This window comes from Paraburkholderia sp. RHO2 (assembly GCF_050955445.1).
Classification (GTDB): Bacteria; Actinomycetota; Actinomycetes; order Mycobacteriales; family Mycobacteriaceae; genus Prescottella; species Prescottella agglutinans_A.
This window is the reverse complement of sequence record NZ_CP162618.1, coordinates 253,744-268,372: the sequence shown is the minus strand read 5'-3', so window position 1 is coordinate 268,372 and position 14,629 is coordinate 253,744. Positions and strand designations below refer to the sequence as shown.

The following is a 14,629-nucleotide window of genomic DNA, read 5'->3' as shown; positions in this document are numbered from 1 at the left end:
AAGAAGGGATCTCAATGTCGACCTCCCTCGATCGACGTCGCGAACGTCTCACGCAGCTCTTCCCGGTCTGGACCGAGCGGTCCCTGGGGGACTGGCTCGCCTTTTCCGCCGAGCGGTATGCAGACCGGCCACTCGTGATCACCGACGAGTGCACCGCCACCTACGCCGAGGTCGACGCATGGGCCACCCGGCTGGCGGACGGCCTGGTCGCACTGGGCGTGCAGCCCGGCGACCACGTCGGGATTCTGATGGCCAACTACGCCGAGTTCGTTCCGATCAAATTCGCGGTGGCCCGAGCGGGGGCCGTTGCCGTGCCGATGAACTTCCTCTATCGCGAAGAAGAGCTGAAGTACGTTGTCGGGCAGTCGGAATGCCGGGTTCTGATCACCATGACCGGATTCGCGGGACTCGACTACTTGCAGATGCTCGACTCGATCGCACCGGGCTGGGACCAGGGGCGAACCTCACCCGACCTGCCCCTGCTGCGCCAGGTGGTGCTCCTGTCCACCGACGGTCGTACCCGCGGCGGCGTCCGCACCATCGCAGACCTCGAGGACGTCGGCCGTGAGAACACGGGCGCGTCCACCGGCATCGAGGTCGATCCGAATTCGCTCGCCGACATCCTCTACACCTCCGGCACGACCGGCTCGCCCAAGGGTGTGATGATCCGGCACGACGCGGCGCAGCGCACCGCATTTGCGTCGGCGCTCACCCGGGCGTTCGAGGACGGCCGCCGAATCCTCTTCTCGCTGCCCTGCTACCACATGTTCGGGTACGTCGAGGGCCTGCTGGCGGCGATGGTCGTCGGAGGCGCGGTGATTCTCCAGCCGAAATTCGATGCCGCCGAGTATCTTCGCGGCATCGAGCAGCACCGAGCGACCGACATCCTGTGCGTGCCCACGATGACCGTCGCGATCCTCGAGCACCCGGACGTGAAGAAATTCGACCTGTCCAGTCTGACCGCTGTGTTGTCGGGCTCCGCGCCCGGACCTGCCTGGCTGTGGCAAAAGGTCGAAAGTGTGCTCGGGGTGACCGAGATCGTGACCGGGTACGGCATGACCGAGTGCGGTGGATGCATGACCCTCACCCTCCCGGAGGACTCGCACGACATCACGGCCACCACCGTTGGTCGGGCCAAGCTGGCCGGCGCCGCCGGCCTACCCGAGCACGAGGGTGCGCTCACCGAGTACCGGACCGCCGACCCCGTCACCGGCGAGTTCCTGCCGGACGGCAGTGAGGGGGAACTCGTCTCACGCGGACCGACCAACATGCTCGGCTTCTGGAACAAGCCCGAGGAGACCGCGAAGGGCCTGCGCGACAACTGGGTGTTCTCCGGCGACATCGGCCGGGTCCTGCCCAGCGGCTACATGGAGATCACTGGCCGCAGCAAGGAGCTCTACAAGAGCGGCGGCGAACTGGTGATGCCGAAGGAGATCGAGGAGCTGCTGAGCTCGCATCCCGGTATCAGCCAGGTCTACGCGATCGGCCTGCGCGACGATCGCTGGGGCGAGATCGGGTGTGCCTGCGTCATCCGCGCCCCCGGCAGCACGATCACCGAGGACGAGGTGATCAAGATCTGCAAGGAGAACCTCGCCCGGTTCAAGGTGCCAAAGGTCGTGTGGTTCCTCGAAGCCGACGACCTTCCGACCACCCCGACCGGAAAGATCCAGAAGTTCCGGCTCGTGCAGCAGGCCACACAGAACCTCATCTCAGAAAGAATGGAGCAGAACGCATGACGCTCGCAGCGCACAGCGAGGCTTCTCCGGTGCCGGACCGGGCACCTCGCGTCGACTACGACGCCCTGATTCAGCCCGAGCGCATCCACGGATCCCTCTACACCAATCCTGACGTCTTCGCCGACGAGCTCGAGCGGATCTGGTACCGCACATGGGTGTTCGTCGGACATGCCAGCGAGGTCCCACAGCCGAACGACTACGTCCGCAAGAAGCTCGGCCTGCAGGACGTCATCATGACCCGCGACAAGGACGGTGAGATCCACCTCCTGCTGAACCGCTGCGCACACCGCGCGAACCTGGTCTGCGACGAGGCCTCCGGCAACTCCAGCTCGTTCCGCTGCCCCTACCACGGCTGGACGTACCGCAACAACGGAGATCTGCTCGGCTACCCCTACAACAAGGGCTACGGCGGCAAGGGAAAGATCGAGCTCGGCATGGGCAGGGTCCCACGGGTGGCCGTATACCGGGGCTTCGTGTTCGGCAGCTTCGCGGAAGAGGGCCCGACCCTGCTCGAACATCTCGGCGACGCGGCAGGCGAGATCGACCGCCTGGCCCGCCTGTCCCCAGAGGGCGAGGTCGAGCTGACCGCCGGGTGGCTACGGCACAAGACACGCGCCAACTGGAAGCTGCTGGCCGAGAACGAGACCGACGGCTATCACCCGCAGTTCGTCCACGGCTCGATCTTCTCCGTAACCGGGAGCCACATCGGCGAGCTCTACAGCGACGGCGCAACATCGGTGACCCGCGCCCTCGGCAACGGGCACAGCGAGAACGACCTTCGCCCGGAGTTCCGCCGGATGAATGAACCCATGAAGTGGTTCGGCACCACCGAAGACCGGGTTCCCAACTACGTCGCAGCGATGCGCGCAAAGCACGGGGAAGCAGCCGAAGAGATCCTCATCGAAGGTGCTCCCCACGTGATGATCTTCCCGAACCTGTTCATCGCGGAGATCCAGGTGTTCAACATCCAGCCCGTCTCGGCGAACGAGTGCGTGCAGTACTCGACCGCAGTGCAGCTCAAGGGAGCGCCGGAACTCAACACCCGCATGGTGTCCCAGTCCATTGGATCGGTCGGACCGGCCGGCATGCTGCTTGCCGACGACACCGAGATGTACGAACGCAACCAGGTCGGAGTCGGCATCCGCGACCCGAAGTGGGTGGACATCCGCCGCGGCGTACAGCGCGAGAGCATCGACGAGCGCGGCCACACGGTCGGCGCCGCGAACGATGAGACCGCGATGCGTGCGTTCTGGCGCAACTACAAGGGACTCATGGCGCCCGAGACCACGGAAGGAGCGGACCAGTGACCGTCGCCCTCGATGCACACCGCCAAACACCCGATTTGGGCGATATCCGCCAGATCGAGCAGTTCCTGTTCCAGGAGGCCCGCTTCGCGGACGAGCACGACTACGACTCGTGGGAAGCGCTGTGGACCGATGACGCCCTCTACTGGGTACCCGTCGATGGCGGAAACTACGATCCGATGAAGCACGTTTCGGTGATCTACGACAACCGCCGCCGTATCAACACTCGCCTCGAGCAGCTTCGGACCGGCAAGCGCTACGCGCAGTCACCGCCGTCGCATCTTCGCCGCATCGTTTCGAATGTCGAGATTCTCGGCACAGAGACGCCCGGCTCAGGCCACCTCGACACTGTTGTCGGTGCGAACTTTGTTCTGTACGAGTCGAAGCCGCGTGGTAAGGAAACCTGGGCCGGCCGCTACACGTACCGCCTCCGTGTGGTCGACGGCGAGATCCGGTTGGTCGGCAAGACCGTCGTCCTCGTCGATAACGCCGAGGCCATTCCCACCCTCGGATTCCTGATCTAGGGGCACGCATGACCACCGACGACCCGCGGACAGGGATTGTCCACAGCGAGTTCGCGCAGGTTCGCGTCGACATCGACGACTCGGCGCTCAGTCCTCGGTTGCGTCTCGAGGACCTGCGCACCAAACGGGTTCGCTACCTCGACGCCCTCGAGCTCGAGACGATCGTGTGGTTGCGCGACGAGCACCTCGCCGCCCTCCTCGACCCGTCGTCGGACCGCTGGCGTGAGGATTCTGCCGCGGAGACGACGCAGTGACAGTGCATCTCCGGCCGGACGAACTCGATCTGAGCGAGTTCGTCCGGCCGGGGGACACCGTCACCTGGGGGCAGGCCTGTGCCGAACCACAGACCCTCACCGAAGCGCTTGTCGCGCAACGGGGGAGGATCGGGAGATTCCGCTGTTTCGTCGGCATACCGGCGACTGCCACCCTGCAGCCTGCGCACGCCGACGTCGTCGACTGGGTGTCCTACTGCGGCACCGGCAACAACCGGACGCTCGCGAAGGCCGGGGTCCTCGACATCTATCCCGGCAACTACTCGACGTTGCCGTGGCTACTGTCTGATGGCCCGTGCCGAGTCGACGTCGTGCTGGTCCAGGTCGCCCCCGCGGACGAGCATGGCCGATACAGCCTCGGCCTCGGTGACGACTTCCTGTCCTCCGCGATCCGGGCGGCACATACGGTGATCGCCGAGGTCAACGACCAGGTGCCCGTCACGGCCGGCAGCGGGGCCGTGACCGATGCCGACCTCGACGTCGTCGTCCATACGTCACGCCCGCCCGCGCAGCTCGCGCCCGCCCAGCCGACCGCCGAATCCGATCGGATCGCAGAGCTGATCGCTGAACGCATCGAGGACGGCGCGACGCTCCAGTTCGGCATCGGCGCCGTTCCTGAGGCAGTACTGCGGCGGCTGGGCGGGCACCGCGACCTCGGCGTCCACTCGGGTCTGTTCAACGACACCGCCGCCGAACTTGTCGAACGAGGCGTGATCACCGGCGCGCGTAAGACCCTCGATCCGGGTGTCTGCGTTGCCGGCCTCGTCACGGGTACCCAATCCGTGTTCGACCACGTGCATCGCAACCCCGCGTTCTCGCTACGGGACATCACGTACACCCACGCCCCCGACATTCTCGCCGCGCAGCACCGCCTGGTGGCGATCAACTCCGCGATCGAGGTCGATCTGACCGGTCAGGTCAACGCCGAGGTCGCAGGTGGTACCTATGTCGGTGCCGTCGGTGGCGGTGCGGACTTCCTGCGAGGTGCCGCGCGCAGTCCCGGCGGACTTCCGATCGTCGCGCTGCCGTCCACCGCACGCGGTGCGAGCCGCATCGTCCCGGCGCTCTCCGGCCCGGTGAGCACTGCCCGCGCCGACGTCGGACTTGTTGTCACGGAGTACGGGGTCGCCGATCTGCGCGGGTGCACATTGTCCGAGCGGCGTCGGCGGCTCGTGGCGATTGCGCACCCCGACTACCGCGACGCGCTCGCGGCGACAGCCGCCACCGGCCGTTAACACTCAGCCGGACCGGTGCTGCTCGCCCGGTCCATGCACATTACGAGGAGACCGTCATGTCGGCACCCCGATTCGGGATCGTGTCGTACGCCGCGTACCTGCCGCAGTACCGGCTTCCACGAACCGAGATCGCTGCAGCACTGAACACTTCGGTGGGAGGCGGCGACCGCGTCGTCGCATCGTTCGACGAGGACAGCACGACGCTCGGAGCCGAGGCCGCCCGCGCCGCCCTCGCACAGGCAGGGACCGGGCTCGGTGCCTCCGGGTCCCTGCACTTCGCGACCACCACCCCGGCCTATGCAGACAAAGCAAACGCCACCGCGATGCACGCCGCCCTGGGCCTGCCGCAGACGGTATTCGCCGCGGACCTCGCGGGATCCGCGCGCAGTGGCTTCGCTGCCCTCCGCGCCACCGCCGCGACCGGCGGCCTGGCGGTGCTGGCCGACGTGATCGTCGGGCGACCGGGCTCGGTCGACGAATCCGGTGGCGGCGACGGTGCCGCCGCCTTTGTCTTCGGACCGGCGGAGGACGCCGTCGCAGACATTCTGGCCACAGCGTCGTTCACGGAGGAATTCCTCGATCGTTGGCGAGCGCCCGGATCCGCGGCCGGTGAGCGGTGGGAGGAGCGGTTCGGCCTCGAAAAGTACACGCCACTCGTCGAGCGCGCGGTCGAGCACGCGCTCGCCGATGCAGGGATCGACCAATGCGATCACGTAGTGGTCGTCTCGGGCAACGCGGCCGTCTCCAAGCGCGCGGCGACACTGGTTCCGGCAGGTCAGAGCGCGGCGGGATCGCCAATCGGCTATGCCGGAACAGCGACGGCCGGCGTCGCGCTCGCCGACGCCCTGGATCGTGCGCAGCCAGGAGAGACCATCCTGCTCGTCTCGGCGGCGGACGGCGCGGACGCTCTTGTTCTTCGTGCGACCGCGAAGATCGCTGCACGTCGACAGGCCATTCCAGTGGCCGAGCAACTCGCGACCGGACGCGCCGTGACGTACCCGACCTATCTCACCTGGCGCGGCCTGCTCGACCGCGAACCACCGCGCCGACCCGAGCCCGACCGCGTCTCCGGTCCCGCAGCGGCCCGCACTCTGGCATGGAAGTTCTCACTCTCCGGAAGCCGATGCCGCAATTGCGGTTTCACACATCTTCCCCCGTCTCGCGTATGCAAGTCCTGCGCCGCGACCGACCGCATGGACGCGGTACCACTCGCCGGCCGAACCGGCACCGTTGCCACCTACACCGTCGATCGGCTGGCCTTCTCCCCGGCACCGCCCGTGGTCGACGCGGTCGTCGACTTCGACGACGGTGGCCGGTACACCTTCGAGGTCGCGGACGCCGACCCCGCCGAACTCGCAGTGGGGACCCGCGTCCAGGCGGTGTTCCGCCGACTGAGCACCGCGGGCGGCGTGCACAACTACTTCTGGAAGGTTCGGGTGCAATGAGCAGCAAGGGAATCCGCGACCAGGTCGCTGTCGTCGCGATGGGGTGTACACCCTTCGGTGAGCATTGGGACCGCAGTGCCGACGACCTACTCGTCGATGCGATCGACGAGTGCTTCACGAGCAATCCCCGTATCTCACGCGACGACGTTGATGCGTACTGGCTTGCCACGCTCGGCTCGGGGCAGAGCGGCCTGACGCTGAGCAAACCACTCGCCCTCGACTACAAGCCCGTCACGCGCGTCGAGAACTACTGTGCGAGCGGCTCCGAGGCCTTTCGTAACGCCTGCTACGCCGTGGCCTCGGGAGCGTACGACCGTGTCGTCGCCATCGGCGTGGAGAAGCTGAAGGACTCGGGGTTCTCCGGACTGCTGCGCGGTGACCCGCCCGGCGACGGCACGGCCGCAGAGCTGTCGCTGACAGCACCGGCGGCGTTCTCCTTGCTCGATCCTGCCTACTGCGCGCGGTACGGCGTCGCCCCCGAACAGTTCAGAAAGGCGATGACGCACATCGCGTGGAAGAACCACTACAACGGTGCAAGGAACCCCAAGGCTCAGTTCCGTTCCGAGGTGCCGGAATCGAAGATCGAGTCTGCTCCGCTCGTCGCAGGCCGCCTCGGGATCTTCGACTGTTCGGGGGTGTCGGACGGCGCCGCGTGCGCGGTCATAGTTCGGGCAGAGGATGCGCGCCGGTACACGGACACCCCGATGTACGTGAAGGGACTGTCGCTCGTGGCAGGTCCCGCTCGTGGTGCGACGGACCCGGCCTTCGACTACACGACCTTTCCCGAGGTGGTGCGAAGTGCGCAGGACGCCTACGCACAGGCTGGGATCACGGATCCGCGTACGCAGATATCCCTCGCCGAGGTGCACGACTGCTTCACGCCGACCGAACTTGTGCTCATGGAGGACCTCGGCTTCTCCGACCGGGGACAGGGCTGGAAGGACGTGCTGGCAGGTGAGTTCGACCTCGGGGGCCGGCTCCCCGTCAACCCGGACGGCGGTCTGAAGTCGTTCGGTCACCCGGTGGGGGCCAGCGGATTGCGCATGCTCTACGAGGCATGGCTTCAGTTCCGCGGTGAGGCGGGCGAGCGCCAACTCGATGACCCGCGTACGGCGTTGACGCACAACCTGGGCGGGCGCCCGGGTAGCTGTGTGTCGTTCGTGTCCGTCGTGGGCCGTGATCTGGGCTGACGGCGATTCGGTTCCGTCTGGCGTTGACTCGGCCACTCAATTTAATTTATCTTAAATTCAAGACTTGAAGCCGCGCCCGCGGTTCCCGGATATCGAAGGGGAGTGACCACAGTGACCGGATTGGTCATCGATTCGGACGAGCACCGGCTCATCCGAGAGAGCACTGCGAAGATCGCCGAGAAGTTCGGCAGCCAGTACTACCTCGAACGGGCCCGCTCCGCGGGCAATGTCGACGAACTCTGGCGCGAACTCGGCGATGCCGGACTGCTCGGTGTGCATCTGCCCGAAGAGTACGGAGGCGGCGGTGGCGGACTGTCCGAGACGGTCGTCGTCGTCGAGGAGCTTGCTGCGCACGGCATACCGATGCTCATCACCGTCATCTCGCCGGTCATCTGCGGATCGATCCTGGCGGCCCACGCATCGGAGACCATGAAGAACGAGTGGCTGCCCGGCCTCGCCTCGGGCCATCGCCGTATGGCCTTCGCGCTCACCGAACCCGATGCCGGATCCAACAGCCACAACGTCGCGACCACCGCGCGCCGTGACGGTGACGGCTGGATCATCTCCGGCGCCAAGTACTTCATCTCCGCGATCGACGAATGCGAAGCGCTGCTGGTCATCACGCGCGACGTCGATGCACCGGCCGGCAAGCACGCTCCGCTGTCGATGTTCGTTGTGCCGGTCGACGCCCCCGGCGTCGTGTACCAGCCGCTCGAGACAGCCCTCGTATCCGCGGACAGGCAGTTCACCCTCTTCTTCGACGACGTGTACGTCGGCCCCGAGGCGCTCATCGGTGAAGCAGGCAAGGGGCTGCGCCAGGTCTTCGCAGGTCTGAACCCGGAGCGTATTGTCGCCTCGGCGATCAGCAACGGCATCGGCCGTTACGCGCTGACGAAGGCCTCGCAGTACGCGAAGGACCGCCAGGTGTGGTCCACGCCGATCGGCGCCCACCAGGGCATCTCACACCCGCTGGCCAAGGCCTACATCTCCGTGGAACTCGCACGCATGGCCATGGTGCACAGCGCCGCGCTCTTCGACGCCGGCAAGGACGCTGCCGAGGCCGCGAACATCGCGAAATACGCGGCGGCCGAAGCGTCACTCGAAGCTCTCGACCAGTCCATCCAGACACACGGCGGGAACGGCTTGTCCAAGGAATACGGACTCGCCGAGATGTGGTTCAACGCCCGACTGCTCCGCACCGCCCCGGTCAGCCGAGAAATGGTGCTCAACTTCGTTGCCCAGACCAGCCTCGGCTTGCCCCGCTCGTACTAGGAGAACCCATGACCGACAACGCACTATCCTTCGACGCACTCGTGGTGGGCGCCGGCGCCGGCGGCCTGATGACCGCCGCCCGACTGCAGCACGCCGGCTACCGCACCCTCGTGGTCGAGCGGCTCGACAAGGTCGGCGGCCGAGCATCGACTGACGAAGTCGACGGTTTCAAGGTCAACAACGGCGCCATCGTCATCGAGACCGGTGGAATCACCGAGGAGACCTTCGCCGAGGTCGGCGCGAAGTTCGACGTCCGCTCACCCCAACCTCCGATCCTGTACCGACTCGGAGGCAAGGACGTCGATGTCAGCAGTGGTGGCTGGGGCTTCCTCCTCGGAAAGCTGACACGCCAGGCCGCAAAGATCGTCAAGGGCATCGGTTCCGCGCGCAACGACTCTGGACTGCCCGAGGACGAAATGTCCACCGCCGAGTGGGTTGCCAAGTACACCAAGAACGAGAGCGTGCACGGCATCTTCCGCAACATGTGCGGATCGGTGTTCGCGGTCGGTTCGGAGGATCTGCCGGCCCGCGTCTTCCTCACGTACTTCACCCGCAAGAGCGCGTTCAAGAAATTCGGCTTCTGCCCCGACGGCACGATCGGGATCTGGAAGTCGCTCGCCGAGGCCTTCGAACGTGACGGCGGCCAACTGTGGCTCAACAGCGAGGTGACGGACCTGAAAGTCACCGACGGTCGGATCACCGGGGCCACCGTCCAACGCGACGGCGACACCGTCGATGTGACCTGCGCCTTCACGGCCAGCGACATCGGTCCCGCGGCGACGGTCGGCCTCGTCGGCGAGGACAACCTGCCCGCCGACTACCTCGACCTCGTGCGGCGCGGCGACCGCCCGACCTCGATGATCACGGTGAACTTCGCCAGCCGCACCAAGCTCATCGACGCCCCCGGCATGCTGAGCTTCGCCAACACCAAGCGCCTGTGCTACGTCGCAAACTTCAGTGAGCTGTGCCCGGAGATGTCGCCCGAGGGGTGGTACCTCTACGTCGGCACCGCAGTTCCGCAGCCATCGACGGGCGACTTCGACGAGGAAGCGGAGACGAAGATCCTCCTCGACGAGTTGCATTCGGAAATCAAGGGATTCGATTCCGCTCGGATCCTGTCGATCAACGTCACTCGCGACGGTTGGCCGCCGCAGCGTGCCGTGGCCGGCTTCGACCTGCCCAACACCACGCCCATCGAGAACCTGTGGAACGTCGGAGACGGTGTCAAGGAGTACGCCAACGGCGGTACGACCGCGTGCGCCGAGACCGCGCAGATCGTCGTCGAACGCATCAAGGACCGGTTCCCCGTGTCCGCGGTCGCACCGACCGCATAGCAACGAAGGGCGGAGAGGAATCCGATATGAAGATCACTGTGGACCGGGTCAAGTGCACGGGGCTGGGAATCTGTGAGTCCCTTGCTCCCAATACCTTTGAGGTAGACGAGAACGGCGATCTGATCCTACTGACCGACGAGGTTTCCGAGGACGATCTCCAGGGTGTGCGCGAAGCCATCGCAGGGTGCCCGACCGAGGCCCTCCGGCTGATCGAAGGATAGGCCATGTCCGACCATCGTCATCTCGTCGTGGTGGGTGCCTCGCTGGCCGGTCTGCGGGCGGTGGAGGCCGCCCGCGCCGACGGATTCGACGGTCTGATCACCCTCATCGGTGCCGAACCGCACCTGCCCTACGACCGGCCTCCGCTCTCGAAGGCGTACCTCGACACGACGCCCGGCGGGCAGCCGCCTGCATCGACGGACTTCCGCACCGAGGCGGTACTCCGCGACGAGTTGCGCATCGAACTGCTGCTCGGTGTTGCGGCAGCAGGCCTCGATACCGCACAGCGCGTCATCACCCTTGGAGATGGCCGCGAGATCGCGTACGACGCAATGGTGATCGCGACCGGCGCCGACGCCCGTCGGCTGCCCGGCACGGAAGGGCTCGGCGGCGTGCACACGCTGCGCACGGTGGACGACGCCGTTGCGGTGCGCGCCGCACTCGACGAAGGAGCGCGCACCGTCGTCATCGGCGCCGGATTCATCGGTTCCGAGGTCGCCTCCGGCGCGCGTAAGCGCGGGCTTCACCCCGTGGTGATCGAGGCGCTTCCCACTCCACTCGTGCGTGCGGTTGGGCAGGAGATGGGTGCGACGCTGGCCTCGCTGCACCTTCGAAACGGCACAGATTTGCGTTGCGGCGTGGCCGTCTCAGCGGTCGAGGGGGACGGTCACGTCGAGCGAATCGTATTGGCCGACGGCTCCGTGATCCCCGCGGATCTCGTGGTCGTCGGCGCCGGCGCTGTCCCCGGTACCCGATGGCTCGAAGGGTCCGGCCTGGAACTCGACAACGGCATCGTGTGCGACGCGACCCTCTGGACCGGGGTGGACGGCGTGTACGCCGCGGGTGATGTCGCTCGATGGCACAACGCAACCTTCGACCGATCGATGCGACTCGAGCACTGGACCAGCGCAGCCGAGCAGGGCGCCATCGCTGCTCGAAACGCACTGAATCCTGCTGCAGCTAAGCCCTATTCGACGGTTCCCTACTTCTGGTCGGACTGGTACGACTCCCGCATCCAGTTCGTGGGCACCCCGTCGACCGACGAGATCCTCGTTGTCGAGGACCTCGACGCCGACGGACGTCTGGTCGCGCTCTACCGCGACGGAGAGCGGCTCGCCGGTGCGCTGACGGTCAACGGCCAGACTGAGATCATGAAGTACCGAGGTCAGATCACCAAGGGGCTGTCGTTCGCGGACGCGGCCGACTTCGCGTACAAGCGCAAGGCGTCGCGCGCCGCGAAGATGGCCACCGTGTCGATCTGAGCAGTCCGACCGGTCAGCCGGCGGTCTCCTTCGCCTTTCGGGTGCGGGAGGCTGCCGGCTTCTTGCGTGAGGTGGCCTTTGCGGGGGCGGGCGCCACAAGGATCGTCGGACTGCAGGTATCCGAAGCGAGACCGCCCAGCAGCATCTTCTGTGCGGTGCGGACAAGGGTGTCGACGGTGCCGCTGCCATGGGGATCCCACCACTCGACGGCCCAGTTCAGCGCGCCGAGGGTGAGCATGCGCGCCGCGCTGACGTCGAGATCCGAGCGGATCTCACCGGACTCGAGTGCATCGACGAACAGCGACCTCCACACCAGCCCATACTCCTGGCGGGCGAGGTCGTGCCGCTCGCGCAGATGCTCGGGGAGCTGGCCGCCGTTGCGCGTGGCGGCCAACGTGTAGTCCGAGATGATCAGGGTGTAGCGCAGGTGAGCATCGACAGCGGTGAGGATCCGGTCGATCGGCTGCGCGTCCGGGGGTAGCGCTTCGAGGGCTTCGACGACGTGCGCCCGGATTGCGCGGGCGCCGACGACCATGACCTCCTCGATCAGTTCCTCGCGCGACTTGAAGTAGTAGTAGATCGCCGGCGCCTGCAGTTCGGCGTGCTCGGCGACGTCGTTGAGCCGGGTTCCCGCGAAGCCCCTGCGGCTGAGGACGTAAGCAGCGGAGTCCAGGATTCGCTCGCGCGTCCGCACGCTCTTGCTGTCCTCCGATCCGGAGCGAGATTTTTTAGTCACGCTTCAATCGTATATGCCGCATCGGTGCTGGTGGCCGAGCTGTCCCGGATGTTTGTCCGATATATCCGGACGGCAAGTGATCTGGATCACGGGAGCGTGGAACAGTTCCGGTATGGACTTCAGCACCCTCCTCTCGAAATCCGCATCGCAGTTCGCCGGGCGAGTCGCCGTGTGGTGCGACGGCCGCGAACAGACGTACGCTGAGCTGTACGATCGCGCGAGCCGGCTGGCCAACGCACTGGCCGATCGCGGACTCAACAAGGGTGATCGTGTTGCCCTGCTGAGCGCCAACGCGTTCGAGACCACCGAACAGATCGCGGCACTGGCACTGGGCGGCTTTGTCCGGGCGGGCCTTTACGCGCACGAGACGGGCGAGGTCAACGCCTACCTCACGGAACTTGTCGATGCCCGAGTGCTCATTGTGCATGAGTCGCTGTACGCGAACATCGCGCCGCAGGTTCCCGGGCTCGAGAAGCTCGAGCATGTCCTGGTCTTCGGAGGTGAGGTACCCGAGGGTGCTGATTCCTACGAGGATGCGCTTGCGAACGCGCCCGCCACCCCACCGACCACGGTCACCCGTCCCGACGACATTCACGTCATCCGGTTCTCCGCGGGCACCACGGGACGGCCCAAGGGCATCGTCCACACGATGCAGCGTTGGCTCGACAACAACGACGAGTACCGCTGGGTCACGCCGCAGATCGACGAGCGTGACGCGTACCTCGCGGCCGGCCAGCTCACCCACGCCGCCGTGCTCTGGCTGTGGCCGATCCTTCAGGTCGGCGGCCGCATTGTCGTCATGCCAGCGTTCGAGCCCGGTCGAGCGCTGGAGTTGATTGAGCAGCAACGTGTGACGGTCACGCTCGTCGTCCCGACGATGATCTCGGCGCTCCTCGCGCATCCCGATATCGATACCCGTGACGTGTCGAGCCTGCGCTGCCTGAACTACGCAGCCTCGCCGATCGCGGAGCGCACGATGGAGCGGGCGCTGCTGAAGTTCGGCCCGGTGCTCTACCAGCTGTACGCGCAGAGCGAGTGCATCACGGCCACGATGCTCCAGCCTCACCAGCACACCGAGAAGTACCTGCGGTCGGTTGGACGGGCAACCCCGAACGCCGAGATCACGATCGTGGATCCGAGCGGAAAGACACTGCCGGTCGGCGAGATCGGTGAGATCGCAGTCCGGGCACCGGGACAGATGAGCGAGCTGTGGAAGAACCCGGAGGCCAACGAGGAACGCCACCTTCCCGACGGTCGCCTACTCACCCGGGACATGGGATACCTCGACGAGGACGGTTTCCTGTTCCTGGCCGACCGCAAAGAGGACATGATCATCTCCGGCGGATACAACATCTGGCCGGCCGAGCTCGAGAACGCGGTGGCATCGCACGAAGCGGTCCGTGAGGTGTGCGTCGTCGGCATTCCGCACGAGAAGTGGGGCGAGACTCCGCGTGCGTTCGTCGTCGTCGAGCCGGGCTCTGAGGTCACCGAGATGGAACTGATCGAGGTGACCCGTGCCGCCGTGGGCTCGGTCAAGAAGGTGACCTCTGTCGAGTTCGTTGATGAACTGCCCAAATCGGGCGTCGGCAAGATTCTGCGCCGCGAGGTGAAGAAGAAGTTCTGGGAGGGCGAAGGCCGCGGCATCGGCGGCGCCTGACCAGGGTGGGCGACGATGCTCGGGTGGTGGGACCGATCTCGGTCCCACCACCCAGAGCTGCAACGACATTGGGTGGCATCACGAACCGGACGTCTCGTTCGTGATGGCCGTCCGCCGCGATGACGGGGTGTTCGCCCTTGGTGGTTGCCGCCGGGCAGACACGTGATCGCGGCGGCGCTGCCGAAGCTCTGACTACGGATCTCGTCAGCAGCGTTGCCCATGGTGTGCGGGAATTCTGAGGTGGGGTGCCCATCCAGATAGCTTCCCGCGGGTGCGGGCGTTGACTCGCCCGCCGGTTCCTCCCGGGTCCGACGACTGTGTGCCGGAGTGATTCAACCTGGCGAAGAGCGAGACCGGATTGGCGACCGAAGAACCTGGGTCCTGAGTTTCAAAAGACCTGCCGCAAAATAGAATAGGCGCAGCTCAGGACATGATCGGACGCT

At 66.1% G+C, this 14,629-nt stretch carries 13 protein-coding genes; 12 read left to right on the top strand and 1 reads right to left on the bottom strand.

Going from position 1 to position 14,629, the window contains the following annotated elements; all coding sequences use genetic code 11:
- Nucleotides 1-14: 14 nt before the first annotated feature.
- The 11 genes from ABTV10_RS26350 (at nucleotide 15) to ABTV10_RS26300 (ending at nucleotide 11,793) form a co-directional block, all read left to right on the top strand.
- Entirely contained in the window at nucleotides 15-1,736 is a 1,722-nt protein-coding gene (locus ABTV10_RS26350; RefSeq protein WP_499035851.1) for a class I adenylate-forming enzyme family protein, read from the top strand.
- The gene (locus tag ABTV10_RS26345; protein ID WP_499035850.1) at nucleotides 1,733-3,043 is read left to right on the top strand and encodes an aromatic ring-hydroxylating oxygenase subunit alpha; all 1,311 of its coding nucleotides are present in this window, start codon (nucleotides 1,733-1,735) and stop codon (nucleotides 3,041-3,043) included. The genes ABTV10_RS26350 and ABTV10_RS26345 overlap by 4 nt, the downstream gene beginning before the upstream one ends.
- Entirely contained in the window at nucleotides 3,040-3,564 is a 525-nt protein-coding gene (locus tag ABTV10_RS26340; RefSeq protein WP_499035849.1) for an aromatic-ring-hydroxylating dioxygenase subunit beta, read from the top strand. Before ABTV10_RS26345 ends, ABTV10_RS26340 begins: the two co-directional genes overlap by 4 nt.
- Nucleotides 3,565-3,572: 8 nt before the next feature.
- The gene (locus ABTV10_RS26335; protein WP_499035847.1) at nucleotides 3,573-3,818 is read left to right on the top strand and encodes a hypothetical protein; all 246 of its coding nucleotides are present in this window, start codon (nucleotides 3,573-3,575) and stop codon (nucleotides 3,816-3,818) included.
- Entirely contained in the window at nucleotides 3,815-5,071 is a 1,257-nt protein-coding gene (locus ABTV10_RS26330) for an acetyl-CoA hydrolase/transferase family protein (RefSeq protein ID WP_499035846.1), read from the top strand. The genes ABTV10_RS26335 and ABTV10_RS26330 overlap by 4 nt, the downstream gene beginning before the upstream one ends.
- Nucleotides 5,072-5,127: 56 nt before the next feature.
- The gene (locus tag ABTV10_RS26325) at nucleotides 5,128-6,516 is read left to right on the top strand and encodes an OB-fold domain-containing protein (protein ID WP_499035845.1); all 1,389 of its coding nucleotides are present in this window, start codon (nucleotides 5,128-5,130) and stop codon (nucleotides 6,514-6,516) included.
- Nucleotides 6,513-7,706 carry an acetyl-CoA acetyltransferase gene (locus ABTV10_RS26320; RefSeq protein ID WP_499035844.1) on the top strand — a complete coding sequence of 398 codons (1,194 nt, stop codon included), beginning with the start codon at nucleotides 6,513-6,515 and terminating at the stop codon, nucleotides 7,704-7,706. The genes ABTV10_RS26325 and ABTV10_RS26320 overlap by 4 nt, the downstream gene beginning before the upstream one ends.
- Before the next feature lie 111 nt (nucleotides 7,707-7,817).
- Nucleotides 7,818-8,978: an acyl-CoA dehydrogenase family protein gene (locus tag ABTV10_RS26315; protein WP_499035920.1), complete on the top strand. Its 1,161-nt coding sequence runs from the start codon at nucleotides 7,818-7,820 to the stop codon at nucleotides 8,976-8,978.
- Nucleotides 8,979-8,986: 8 nt separating this feature from the next.
- On the top strand, nucleotides 8,987-10,312 hold the full coding sequence (locus ABTV10_RS26310) for a phytoene desaturase family protein (RefSeq protein ID WP_499035842.1): 1,326 nt from the start codon (nucleotides 8,987-8,989) through the stop codon (nucleotides 10,310-10,312).
- A gap of 26 nt (nucleotides 10,313-10,338) precedes the next feature.
- Entirely contained in the window at nucleotides 10,339-10,533 is a 195-nt protein-coding gene (locus ABTV10_RS26305) for a ferredoxin (protein WP_499035841.1), read from the top strand.
- Between the two features lie 3 nt (nucleotides 10,534-10,536).
- Complete coding sequence (locus tag ABTV10_RS26300; RefSeq protein ID WP_499035839.1) at nucleotides 10,537-11,793, top strand: NAD(P)/FAD-dependent oxidoreductase; 1,257 nt, start codon at nucleotides 10,537-10,539, stop codon at nucleotides 11,791-11,793.
- A gap of 13 nt (nucleotides 11,794-11,806) precedes the next feature.
- Here ABTV10_RS26300 and ABTV10_RS26295 read toward each other — a convergent pair whose 3' ends face one another.
- The gene (locus tag ABTV10_RS26295; protein WP_499035838.1) at nucleotides 11,807-12,529 is read right to left on the bottom strand and encodes a TetR/AcrR family transcriptional regulator; all 723 of its coding nucleotides are present in this window, start codon (nucleotides 12,527-12,529) and stop codon (nucleotides 11,807-11,809) included.
- A 13-nt stretch (nucleotides 12,530-12,542) separates the two neighbouring features.
- Here ABTV10_RS26295 and ABTV10_RS26290 point away from each other — a divergent pair, with 13 nt between their 5' ends.
- On the top strand, nucleotides 12,543-14,186 hold the full coding sequence (locus ABTV10_RS26290) for an AMP-binding protein (protein WP_499035836.1): 1,644 nt from the start codon (nucleotides 12,543-12,545) through the stop codon (nucleotides 14,184-14,186).
- Nucleotides 14,187-14,629 lie beyond the last annotated feature (443 nt).

What these genes read in the sequence shown, in the direction of transcription:
- ABTV10_RS26350 (WP_499035851.1), top strand. Translation starts at nt 15, where the DNA reads ATGTCGACCTCCCTCGATCGACGTCGCGAACGTCTCACGCAGCTCTTC.
- ABTV10_RS26345 (WP_499035850.1), top strand. Translation starts at nt 1,733, where the DNA reads ATGACGCTCGCAGCGCACAGCGAGGCTTCTCCGGTGCCGGACCGGGCA.
- ABTV10_RS26335 (WP_499035847.1), top strand. Translation starts at nt 3,573, where the DNA reads ATGACCACCGACGACCCGCGGACAGGGATTGTCCACAGCGAGTTCGCG.
- ABTV10_RS26325 (WP_499035845.1), top strand. Translation starts at nt 5,128, where the DNA reads ATGTCGGCACCCCGATTCGGGATCGTGTCGTACGCCGCGTACCTGCCG.
- ABTV10_RS26320 (WP_499035844.1), top strand. Translation starts at nt 6,513, where the DNA reads ATGAGCAGCAAGGGAATCCGCGACCAGGTCGCTGTCGTCGCGATGGGG.
- ABTV10_RS26310 (WP_499035842.1), top strand. Translation starts at nt 8,987, where the DNA reads ATGACCGACAACGCACTATCCTTCGACGCACTCGTGGTGGGCGCCGGC.
- ABTV10_RS26305 (WP_499035841.1), top strand. Translation starts at nt 10,339, where the DNA reads ATGAAGATCACTGTGGACCGGGTCAAGTGCACGGGGCTGGGAATCTGT.
- ABTV10_RS26300 (WP_499035839.1), top strand. Translation starts at nt 10,537, where the DNA reads ATGTCCGACCATCGTCATCTCGTCGTGGTGGGTGCCTCGCTGGCCGGT.
- ABTV10_RS26290 (WP_499035836.1), top strand. Translation starts at nt 12,543, where the DNA reads ATGCCGCATCGGTGCTGGTGGCCGAGCTGTCCCGGATGTTTGTCCGAT.